The sequence below is a fragment of the Bacillus sp. FJAT-29790 genome (genome assembly GCF_019039215.1).
In the GTDB taxonomy this organism is placed as follows: Bacteria; Bacillota; Bacilli; order Bacillales; family Cytobacillaceae; genus Cytobacillus.
This window is the reverse complement of record NZ_JAHNZZ010000001.1, coordinates 444,637-455,852: the sequence shown is the minus strand read 5'-3', so window position 1 is coordinate 455,852 and position 11,216 is coordinate 444,637. Positions and strand designations below refer to the sequence as shown.

Sequence of the window (11,216 nt, the reverse complement as noted above, 5' to 3'; positions counted from 1 at the left end):
TAAAAACATCAGGTCAGTCAAAAGCCCACTTTATTTTCCAACTAATTCCTTCGTCTCCTCCAGTCGAACAGAAACTAATTTCGACACACCTGACTCCTGCATCGTCACTCCGTATAAAACGTCAGCCTCTTCCATCGTCACTTTTCGATGTGTAATGACAATAAATTGAGTCTCTGAACTGTATTTTTTTAAGTATTGACTGAAACGAAATACATTTGCTTCATCTAAAGCGGCTTCCACTTCATCAAGAATACAGAATGGTACGGGACGGACCTTCAAAATCGAGAATAGGAGCGCAATCGCAGTAAGAGCTCTCTCTCCTCCTGATAATAACCCTAGGTTTTGAAGCTTTTTCCCTGGTGGCTGGGCAACAATCTCAACGCCTGTATTCAACAAATCCTCTGGATCTGTAAGGCGCAGATCAGCTCTTCCCCCGCCAAATAATGACTGAAAAACAGATTCGAAATGAGCGCGGATCCCCTTAAATGTTTGTTCAAAACGCCTTGTCATTTCTATGTCCATTTCATCAATGACCTGGAATAATGTTTCCTTCGCTTCTTGAAGGTCATTCTTTTGCTCAAGGAGAAATTCATATCGTTCAGATACGCGTTCATATTCCTCAATGGCACCAAGATTGACGGTACCTAATTCTTCGATGGCTAGCTTTATGAGTTTTACCTTTTTCCTTGCTTCATCAACTGGGATTCCTAATGGAAACTCCTCTTTAGCCCCTTCAAAGCTCAGCAAATATTCTTCCCTTAGATGGTTCAAGCGATTTTCAAGCTCGACATCAAGACGATTCAGCTTTACTTCCTCATCCTTCAAACCGCCGATTAATCCTTTATGCTGACGTTTCAGCTCTTTTGTTTCCAGTTCTAAATCTTCAAGAACGGTTTGCAGCTTCATGCGCTCTTCCCTTCTTGAGGAAATTAAACCGACTGTTTCCGTTTTATCCTGAAGCTTTCTTCTCGCAGCTTCTTCTAATTGCTGTTCACCGGAAAAACTATTCGTCATTTCCGATGATAAAAGGCCAAGATCCTCTTTAATCGTCTCCAGCTTTTCCATGTTGGCTGCCGATTCAGCTTGAAGGACTTCATATTTATCTTTTGCTGCGTTCAATTGCTCGCTTTTTGAGGCAAAGCTGACCTTTAAATCATTGATCTCTGCAGACAGGGTTTCTTTAGAGATTTGTATCGTATTTTTCCTTTCTGTCAGCAGCGCAATTTCCTGATCGAAGGAAGCAATTTTTGACTGATAGTCTGATAGTAAAATCTGCAACTCTGACTTCCTTTCTGCCAGCCTCTCTTTGTCTTCAAAAAATTGGGCCTGATCCATATCATAAAGTGAAAGCCTTTCATTCAAGGTTTTCTCCTCAAATTCCACTTCACGAAGATCACCTTTCGCGCCCTGTTCCTTCAGGCGAACATCTTCTCCCACTTTTCTAAGATTGTCTATACGTCCTTCCATTGTTTGAATATCGATTTTTAGCGTTTTTACTTGTTGTTCTAAATGGGCTGTTTTTGCCTCCATATCAGCAATTCTAGCTTTCAATTCTTCCAGTTCGCCTTTTCTGCTTAAAATGGAAGAGGATTTTTGTTTGAGCGCTCCACCTGTCATTGATCCGCCTGGATTGACAACATCTCCATCAAGAGTAACAAGTCTTACACGGTATTGTAGGAGCTTTGCCATTTCATTCGCGCCTTTTAAATCCTTCGTAATGATTACATTGCCAAGCAGATTACTCATTGTTTCCTTATATTTGGCATCAAAACGAATTAATTTTGCGGCTTCGCCGACAAATGAAGGATGTTGTTGAACAGATTGAAGCTGACCGGAGCCTAAGCTTTTACCCTTGATTATATTTAAAGGTAGGAAGGTAGCCCTGCCAAAAGATTTTTTCTTCAAATATTGAATGGCATTTCTTCCATCCTGTTCAGTTTTAACGATGATATGCTGCATAGCTCCGCCTAATGCCGTTTCGATCGCGGCTTCATACTGCTTAGGAACTTGAATTAATTCAGCAACAGCACCTTCAATGCCTTGAAGCTTTTCTCCTCTAGCCTTCAAGACCTCTTTGACGCCTTGGAAAAATCCAGAAAAATCATCTTCCATTTCTTCAAGCATTTCTTGTCTTGATTTTGCCTGCTGCAAGTATTGATACGCTTGGTAAAGTGTCTTTTCTTGCTTTTGGTAGTTATTTTTAACAGATTCCAGCTTCCTTTGCTCATCGCGAAAAAGATGGACCTGATCTTCCAATTCTTTTTGCATAGATACAATCTGAGCCATGATTTTTTGTTTTTTTTCAGCTAGTTTTTTACGCTCCTGAAGTGAATTTTCATTTTCCTGTTCAAGCCTTAAGTTCCGCATTCCTAGCTGATTAAGCTGCTGGTCAATGTTTTGCAGCTCGTTTTTGGAGGCGGCTTGCATATTGAGCATTTCAATATAATCACTTTTAAGCGATTCGATCTTCTGTTCAGTGTTTTCGCTAAGCAGCTTGAGCTGACCCTGTTTTTCCTTTAATTCATTTTGCAGCTTGAGAGCTTCTTTTTCTAATTGCTCTTGAATAGTAAATTGACTGGCTTTCTGGGTATCCAGGGCTAGCTTTTTTTCCGTATGTTCTTCAAGGCTTTTTTGAAGCTGATCTTTATTTTGCGAAGCATTTTTCTTTCTTTCCTTTAAGACTTCTTTTCTGCCTTCCAGTTTTTCAAGCTCTTCACTTGCATGAAGCAGTACGCTTTGCAAATCATTGATCGATTCATCTAATGCGGATGCATGGTCCCTTAGTTCTTCGATTTTAGCCTCTTTGCCTTGCAGATTTGCGGAAAGCTGAATTTCGTCTTTTTTATGCAGATCGAGCTCATTCGTAAGCTGTTCCCATTCCGCATGCAACTCCTCAATTTCAAAGACAGTTAATGCTACCTCAATTTTTTCGAGCTCAGCTTTTTGCTCTAAATAATCCTTCGCAATCGACGCCTGCATATTTAATGGCTCAACCTGGCTTTCAAGTTCGTAGACGATATCGTTCACCCGGTTTAAATTGTCCTGCGTTTCCGTTAGTTTTCCTTCAGCCTTTTTCTTTCTTGTTTTATATTTAAGCACTCCGGCCGCTTCTTCAAAAATCGTCCTGCGTTCTTCAGCTTTACTATTCAGGATTTCCTCGACTCTTCCTTGGCTAATGATCGAAAAAGCCTCTCTTCCTAGTCCGGAATCCATAAATAAATCAACGATGTCTTTTAGCCTGCATGTTTGCTTATTAATTAAAAATTCGCTTTCTCCTGACCGGTATACGCGCCGTGTCACACTAACCTCATTATATTCAATAGGCAAAAATTGATCTTCATTATCTAAAGTAAGCGTAACTTCTGCAAAGTTTAATGATTTTCTTGAATCACTGCCGGAAAAAATAATATCCTCCATTTTTGCTCCCCTAAGTGATTTGGCGGATTGTTCCCCCAAAACCCAACGGATTGCATCGGTAATATTACTTTTCCCGCTTCCATTCGGACCAACAACAGCAGTGACACCCGGTACAAAATCAACCATGATTCTTTCTGCAAACGATTTAAAGCCAAGTACATCCAACCGTTTTAAAAACAACTGCTGCTCCCCCTAATCTCTTATCTTTTATTTCAGCGTTCGTTCTGAATCTTGTTTGTCAAAACCTTTAGGGCCATATGGGCAGCATGCTGCTCTGCTTCTTTTTTCGAACGTCCGGTGCCTGTACCTAATTCCTTGCCATTCATCGAAACTCTTGAAACAAATTCCCGGTTATGTGCAGGACCTTTTTCCTGTAGAATTTTATATTCAATTAAACCTGCACCGTCACGCTGAACCAGCTCTTGTAGCTGACTTTTATAATCCATCAAATGAGAAAAGGCTCCTGCATCAATTTTTGGAAATACAACCTTTTTTAGGAAACTGACAGCTGTATCTAGGCCTTGATCCAAATATAAGGAGCCAATGAATGCTTCAAAGACATCTGCAAGCAGTGCAGGCCTTTCCCTTCCACCTGTCATTTCTTCACCCTTTCCTAGCAGCACAAGATCGCCAAAGGATAATTCATTGGCAAATGAAACGAGGGACGGCTCACAAACAATCGCAGCCCTTAATTTCGTTAATTCCCCTTCACTCATCATCGGATATTTAATAAACAAGAACTGTGAGACCGTTAACTCCAGGACAGCATCCCCTAAAAATTCAAGTCTTTCATTATCTTCATTCGGTTTTCTGCGATGCTCATTCACATAGGATGAATGGGTGAATGCCTGTTTTAGGAGTTTTTCATTTTGAAATTCGATCCCAATCTTTTTTTGAAAGTCTTTAAATTGCTTATCGATCGTGCGAGATATCCTTTTTTCTCTATCTTTTCCGTTCATATTCATATAGCCTCACCCTAGTTAAAGTTTCAATCAAATATAAGTTTACGTAATAAAAATAAAAAACGCAAAGAAGCTTTAAGGGCTACTTCGCTGATTAAAAAAACTTGGCTGTAACAGCCACTTTTTCATAGAAGAAAGCCCCGTCTTTGAACGGAGCTTTTCACTGAAGTATTTACTGTCCGTAACTACCTGGTAAGAAAGCAGGTAATAACGGACAGGAAATACCAAAAATCATGTGCAGTGAGGGTTAAAAACCCTCACTGTAAAAGTTTAATAGGATCTCATCGATTATTGCTTAGCTTGTATGTAAGTTACAGCGTCACCGACTGAAGCGATTTTTTCAGCATCATCGTCAGAGATTTCCATATCGAACTCATCTTCTAATTCCATTACTAATTCAACAACATCAAGGGAATCAGCGCCAAGATCATCTTTGAAAGAAGCTTCTAATTTAACTTCAGATTCTTCAACACCAAGACGGTCAACAATGATCTTCGTTACACGTTCTAAAACATCTGCCATGCGTATTCACCTCCCCTCAAGACATTATAGAGTATTTTCCGTAATTAATAAACTTAGTTTATCAATAATTTTTATTACATGTCATTTCAATTTGCTCTATTATTAGGAGATGGCATTTTTATATAAGGCTCTTTTCGCATAGTTTGTTATTTTTGGCTTTAAAAGTTTGCCCGTTGATTTATATATAAAATCACACTAATATAGCAAAAAAGTTTACGTTAACAGCCTTATATAAAGACTATCGGTGAATGCCGATTTTTACAATTCCCACCTCTAAATTCTAATCACATAAACATTCCGCCGTTTACATGGAGGGTTTGCCCTGTCATATAGCGGCTGTCATCAGATGCAAGGAAAACAACAGCGTTCGCGATATCAGACGGCTCCCCAAATTGAGCTAATGGAATTTGTTTTAACATCTGATCTTTTACTTCTTCACTTAGCTTATCTGTCATATCCGTCGTGATAAATCCTGGTGCAATCGCATTAACGGTTATTCCGCGTGAAGCAAGTTCCATAGCAGTTGTTTTTGTCAGCCCAATCACACCGGATTTAGCAGCAACGTAATTTGCTTGACCGGGGTTTCCACTCGTGCCGACGATCGATGATATATTGATAATACGTCCGCTTCGCTGTTTCATCATTTGCCTAGATACTGCTTTTGTACATAAGAAGACACCTTTAAGGTTGATATTAATGACATCATCCCATTCATCTTCTTTCATTCTCATCAATAAGTTGTCTTTTGTTATTCCGGCATTATTAACAAGAATATCAAGTTTACCAAATGTATCGATTGTTTCCTTTACCATGCTAGCAACCGATTCACCATTTGAAACATCACATCGGACCGCAAACGCTTCTCTTCCTAGTGCTTTGATTTCATCAACCACTTGGTTTGCTCTCTCTTCACTTCCGGAATAATTCACCGCGACATTAGCACCTTGCCTTGCTAGTTCAAGAGCAATTTCCCTGCCAATCCCACGTGAAGCACCTGTTACAAGGGCTGTTTTTCCTTCTAACTTCATCGTATTTCCTCCTTCAAAGCCTCAATCACTGAATTACATGTTTCTTCATCTGAAACCGAATACGTTTTGACTGATCGATTCACTTTCTTCACAAGGCCAGACAGGACCTTCCCTGGTCCAATTTCTATAAAGGTATCCACGCCTAAATCAATCATCTTTTGTACAGAATCCTCCCAAAGAACTGGAGAATATAATTGTTCGATCAATCTCTCTTTAATTTCATTCGAAGATGCCATTTCTGAAGCAGTTACGTTAGCAATAACTGGTGTCTGTGCATCGTTTACTTCAATATCATTAAGTACATTTTTGAACTTTTCAGCAGCTGGTTTCATAAGCTCTGAATGGAATGGGCCGCTAACATCTAAAGGAAGAACACGTTTGGCCCCTGCTGCTTTTGCTTTTTCCGAGGCAATTTCTACCCCTTTTCTCGAGCCTGAAATAACAATTTGGCCAGGGCAGTTTAAGTTTGCGAGCTGCACTGAATTTCCTTCTTTTGTAACCTCATCCGTAACAGCACGCAGCTTGTCTCGATCAAGACCCAATACGGCCGCCATCGTGCCTTCCCCGTTTGGAACGGCTTCTTCCATCAATTCTCCTCTTTTTCGGACAGCGTAAACACCATCCTCAAAGGAAAATGCGCCTGCAGCAACTAGAGCAGTATATTCGCCAAGGCTATGACCGGCAACATAATCAGGATTAATCCCTGACTGTTTAAAAAACGCTAAAATAGCCATACTTGTTGTTAATAAGGCAGGCTGTGCATTTGTAGTCAATGTCAATTCTTCCTGCGGACCTTCAAAAATAAGCTTTGAAAGAGGAAAATCCAGTTTTTCGTCCGCTTTATCAAAAAATGACTTTACCCTTTCATCAGCTTCAGCTAATGTTTTTCCCATCCCGACTGTTTGAGACCCTTGGCCTGGAAATAAAAATGCGATTTTACCCATATAGTCTCCTCCTTGTTTGAATCAAACTTTCTAGATAAATCAAATTCGCCTTGGCGTATTTGCGCCCAAATTTTTTATCAAGCTTACTCGATAAATTCCATTAAAAAATCTGAGGCATCCGCCGAAGGCTTAACTTTATTCAGCCAGAGGTTGAACCCCCACTGAATTGGATACCTATTTGCATTAATCTCACCACTTATAGAAGTAGGAGACTTCTGCTGAACAATCATTTTTCCGAATAAAACTTTTTCTCAGCTTCTTTTTCAATAGCCGCTTTTATCGTATTCGAAACGTTGTTTTCAACCATATTTCGTGTTTGCCGAACTGCATTATATATTGCATTTGCATCAGAAGAGCCGTGTGCCTTAATGACAGGTGCCTTCAAACCAAACAAACCTGCGCCGCCATATTCCGAGTAATCCATTTTGGATTTCAGTTGGACTAAATCAGGCTTTAAAACAGCAGCCGCCATCTTACTTTTAAAGCTGCTTGTCAAAGCACTTTTTAGCATTTTAAAAACGGAAAGCGCGGTGCCCTCAATCGTTTTTAATACCATATTGCCGGTAAATCCGTCAGTAACAACTACGTCAGCTGCACCTTCAAGCAAATCACGTGCTTCTACATTTCCGATAAAATTAATATCTGCCTGCTGTAAAAGTTCAAATGAATTTTTCGTGAGCTCATTCCCTTTTTTCTCTTCTGTGCCAATGTTCAGAAGACCTACTCTTGGGTTTGAAACTCCACGGACTTTTTCCGCATAAATCGAACCCATAATTGCATATTGGAGCAGGTGTTCAGGCTTAGCATCCACGTTTGCGCCTACGTCAAGTAGCAGAAATCCTTCGCCGCCAATTGTTGGCAAGGTCGGAGAAAGCGCTGGACGTTCGATCCCTTCAATCCGCCCGACTACAAAAAGTCCGGCTGCCATAAGTGCACCGGTGTTTCCAGCCGAAATACAGGCATCTGCCTTCCCTTCCGCTACTTGCTGTGCAGCAAGAACCATGGAGGCATTCTTCTTCCTCCGCACAGCTCTTACAGGCTCATCGGTTGGTAAAATAACCTCATCCGTATGTATAATTTCAATTCTTTCACTGCTTGTTAAATGTTCATTAATTTTTCGCTCATCGCCAACGAGCTTTATGTAAATATCCTTGAATTCAGCAACAGCTTTCATTGCTCCAAGAACGATTTCTTTAGGAGCATGATCGCCTCCCATTGCATCAACTGCTACTATCATGCTCATATTCATCCTTTATTGATTTTTTTGAGCGATACATATCAAACTCACCTTTAAAGACTAACTCATTGTTAACAAAACTAGCTACTTCCACAATCGTCCTGCCTTTATCCGTATCCATTTGCACAACCTTTGCTTTGGCAATGACTCTTTCATTTTCTTTCACTGAACTGGTAAATTTAATATTCGCTTTCGCTGTCAATGCAAGCTCGTCATTTATTAAAGCAACCGCTAATGAATTAGCCTGAGCAAATAGGTGATGTCCACGGGCAATTTGGTTGCGCTTAAATACATGCTCTTCTTTTATATCTAAAATAGAAATCGCTGTTTTGTCCAGTTCTATATCAATAATCTCGCCAATGATCTCTTCGATCGGCAATGATCGCACTTCATTATCAAATTTTTTCTCTGCAACATGTTTAATCCGTTCACGCAATTCCGGTATGGATAATTCAAGCCTGTCCAGCCGAATCGTTTGCACACTGACTAAAAATTTTTCAGCAAGGTCTTCATCTGTAATAAAAGGATTTTCCTTTATTGTCTCCTTCAATAAAGCTTGCCGTTCTTTTTTATTTCTTCGCATTTATCACACCGTCCGAGATATTAAGACTAGGTACTAATAGTAGTATATGATTTTAAAAAACAGATTGCAAGCAGAAAAGCGGAGGCGCCGGATCTAGACAATTCTCATACTTTAAATTAATCAAGCTTTTCCCCTTCTAAAACACCTGAGTCCTTTAAATAATTTCTTAAATGCAGATATTCAGGGGAATGCCAAAATTCATTTGTCTGAATGAGCTGTGCTGTATCATTCCTCGCCGTCTCTAATGCCCTGTAGTCATGAACCATATCTGCAACCTTGAATTCAGGAAGCCCGCTTTGTTTTTTTCCAAAGAAATCCCCGGGGCCTCTTAGTTCCAGATCCTTTTCACTAAGGATAAAGCCATCATTTGTTTCAGTCATGATTTTCATGCGCTCTTTCCCGACTTCTGACTTTGGATCGGCCAGGAGTATACAATAGGATTGCTCGCTTCCTCTACCGACCCTTCCCCTTAGCTGGTGCAGCTGGGCAAGGCCAAATCTCTCCGCATCATAAATGACCATCATGGTCGCATTCGGAACATTTACTCCAACCTCAACAACCGTTGTCGAAACGAGAACTTGAAGTTCGTTTCCACTGAAAGCCTTCATAACTGTCTCTTTTTCATCTGATGTCAGCCTACCATGCATCAATCCAGCTTGGTGACGTCCATTAAAATAATGGGTCAATGTGCTGTGAACATCGATCGCATTCTGGACATCAAGTTTATCGGATTCTTCAATGAGGGGACAAATCACGTATGCTTGATGGCCGGCTGCCAATTCCTTTTCCACAAATCCGAGAACTCTATCAAGCATGTCGGGCTTTGCCCAATAGGTTTCAATTGATTTTCTTCCTGCAGGCATTTCATCAATGATTGACACATCCATTTCGCCAAAAACAGTAATGGCAAGGGTTCTCGGAATCGGGGTGGCTGTCATAAACAGCACATCAGGGCTTTCACCTTTTTCCCTCAAAACTCTTCGCTGTTCAACCCCGAAACGGTGCTGCTCATCTGTTATCACAAGGCCAAGATTATGAAACTCAACTTCGTCTTGGATTAAAGCATGGGTACCGATTAAAACATCGATTTCTCCTTCTTTTAACAATTGTAATAGTTCCCTTCGTCGTTTGCCTTTCACAGAGCTGGTCAGGAGCTCGCAGCGGATTTGAAAAGGTTCAAGCATTGATTTCAATGATTCTGCATGCTGTTCGGCCAAAATTTCCGTCGGAACCATAAGTGCCCCTTGAAAGCCAGCTGTCCTGCTTGCATAGAGGGCGATTGCCGCTACCGCTGTTTTTCCCGATCCTACATCCCCTTGCAAAAGCCGATTCATCCTGTAGGGTGATTTCATGTCGGAAAGGATTTCATTTACGACCCGCTTTTGGGCAGCTGTTAATGTAAATGGCAGAGAATGAATGAATGCTTTAAGCTTTTCGAGATGATACGATTGACTAATCCCTTTTGACTGCTCTCTTTCGATCTTTCTCAGAGCCTGCATTTTCAATTGAAAATAAAAGAACTCTTCATAGACGAACCGCCTTCTCGCCGGCTTAAGCTCCTGCTGGTCTGTCGGAAAATGCATGATCCTTAAAGCGGTCAACCGGTTCATTAGCTTATATTCTGTTAAGTATCGATCCGGTAATGTTTCTTCAATGCAGCCCCCAAATTGCGAGAATGCGAGATTAATAAAACGTCTTAATCCTTTTACGGTTATTTTCCCCTTCACAGCGTATACCGGTTCGAAATCCTTAGCTTTAGAATATGAACCGATATGTATTTCATTCGCTGTAATCGTCTGACGGTGCTGATCCCATTTCCCTGTCACCGTGACTGTTTCATTTATAGCAATTTTACTTTTAACATAAGGCTGGTTAAATAAAACGACTTGGATAAGATATCTTTCGACAAGCACTCTTACGGTTAACCGCGATCGTTTCTTTCCATAGTAGACAAGAGAAGGCTCACCATGAACCTTCCCTTCAACCGTTACTCTCTCTTCGTGCTTCACATCTGCTAAATCCCGCATCCGGTAATCTTCATAACGAAACGGGAAATACTCTAATAAATCTTTGACGGTTAAAATATTCATTTCAGCTAGAGCTTCTGCTGTTTCTGAACCGATTCCTTTAATGGCAGTAATAGACTGAGTTAGATTATGATTCACGTTTTTAGCGGACTGCCAAAGATCCACGCTCCTAAAGCTTCACCTTTTGGACTAGCCGCCGAACCCCCTTTCACAGTTACTAGTAGATTTTATATTTTTTATAAATTTGAATATTAATTTCTTATAAACATCCTTCATTCATGGCCTTTTTAGTCTCTTTTGCCTTTCTATACTCTCGAAGGAGACAGCATACTAGAACACATATACTCATCCTATCATATTTTTCAAGATTATTGTCCACTGCCTGTCCAATGTTGAAAATTACAAAAAATGCCTCATCCCTTTTGCATTACTATCCTAGCAACAGGGCAGGCTCGTATTTTTCTCCGTTAACGGACATTTTGACGCTTGATTCCTT

8 protein-coding genes are annotated in these 11,216 nt (G+C 40.4%); all 8 read right to left on the bottom strand.

The annotated features are described in order from the left end of the window. Nucleotides 1-30: 30 nt before the first annotated feature. Nucleotides 31-3,597 carry a chromosome segregation protein SMC gene (gene smc / locus BGM26_RS02195; RefSeq protein WP_217038109.1) on the bottom strand — a complete coding sequence of 1,189 codons (3,567 nt, stop codon included), beginning with the start codon at nucleotides 3,595-3,597 and terminating at the stop codon, nucleotides 31-33. A gap of 32 nt (nucleotides 3,598-3,629) precedes the next feature. Further along, nucleotides 3,630-4,382, bottom strand: a complete 753-nt coding sequence (gene rnc / locus BGM26_RS02190; RefSeq protein WP_217038107.1) for a ribonuclease III — start codon at nucleotides 4,380-4,382, stop codon at nucleotides 3,630-3,632. 285 nt (nucleotides 4,383-4,667) lie between these two features. Next, nucleotides 4,668-4,901 carry an acyl carrier protein gene (locus BGM26_RS02185; RefSeq protein WP_217038106.1) on the bottom strand — a complete coding sequence of 78 codons (234 nt, stop codon included), beginning with the start codon at nucleotides 4,899-4,901 and terminating at the stop codon, nucleotides 4,668-4,670. A 284-nt stretch (nucleotides 4,902-5,185) separates the two neighbouring features. Then, nucleotides 5,186-5,929, bottom strand: coding sequence for a 3-oxoacyl-[acyl-carrier-protein] reductase (fabG, locus tag BGM26_RS02180; protein ID WP_217038105.1), 744 nt, complete (start codon nucleotides 5,927-5,929; stop codon nucleotides 5,186-5,188). Next, on the bottom strand, nucleotides 5,926-6,873 hold the full coding sequence (gene fabD, locus BGM26_RS02175) for an ACP S-malonyltransferase (RefSeq protein WP_217038104.1): 948 nt from the start codon (nucleotides 6,871-6,873) through the stop codon (nucleotides 5,926-5,928). Before fabD ends, fabG begins: the two co-directional genes overlap by 4 nt. Nucleotides 6,874-7,099: 226 nt before the next feature. After that, entirely contained in the window at nucleotides 7,100-8,110 is a 1,011-nt protein-coding gene (plsX, locus tag BGM26_RS02170) for a phosphate acyltransferase PlsX (RefSeq protein ID WP_217038103.1), read from the bottom strand. After that, complete coding sequence (fapR, locus tag BGM26_RS02165) at nucleotides 8,094-8,693, bottom strand: transcription factor FapR (RefSeq protein ID WP_217038102.1); 600 nt, start codon at nucleotides 8,691-8,693, stop codon at nucleotides 8,094-8,096. The genes plsX and fapR overlap by 17 nt, the downstream gene beginning before the upstream one ends. A 116-nt stretch (nucleotides 8,694-8,809) precedes the next feature. Beyond that, a complete protein-coding gene (gene recG, locus BGM26_RS02160) occupies nucleotides 8,810-10,858 on the bottom strand; it encodes an ATP-dependent DNA helicase RecG (RefSeq protein ID WP_217040605.1) in 2,049 nt (682 codons plus the stop codon). Between the last annotated feature and the right edge of the window lie 358 nt (nucleotides 10,859-11,216).

Coding starts and splice junctions, on each gene's coding strand:
- fabD (WP_217038104.1), bottom strand. CDS start 6,873: ATGGGTAAAATCGCATTTTTATTTCCAGGCCAAGGGTCTCAAACAGTC.
- fabG (WP_217038105.1), bottom strand. CDS start 5,929: ATGAAGTTAGAAGGAAAAACAGCCCTTGTAACAGGTGCTTCACGTGGG.
- BGM26_RS02185 (WP_217038106.1), bottom strand. CDS start 4,901: ATGGCAGATGTTTTAGAACGTGTAACGAAGATCATTGTTGACCGTCTT.
- plsX (WP_217038103.1), bottom strand. CDS start 8,110: ATGATAGTAGCAGTTGATGCAATGGGAGGCGATCATGCTCCTAAAGAA.
- rnc (WP_217038107.1), bottom strand. CDS start 4,382: ATGAATATGAACGGAAAAGATAGAGAAAAAAGGATATCTCGCACGATC.
- fapR (WP_217038102.1), bottom strand. CDS start 8,693: ATGCGAAGAAATAAAAAAGAACGGCAAGCTTTATTGAAGGAGACAATA.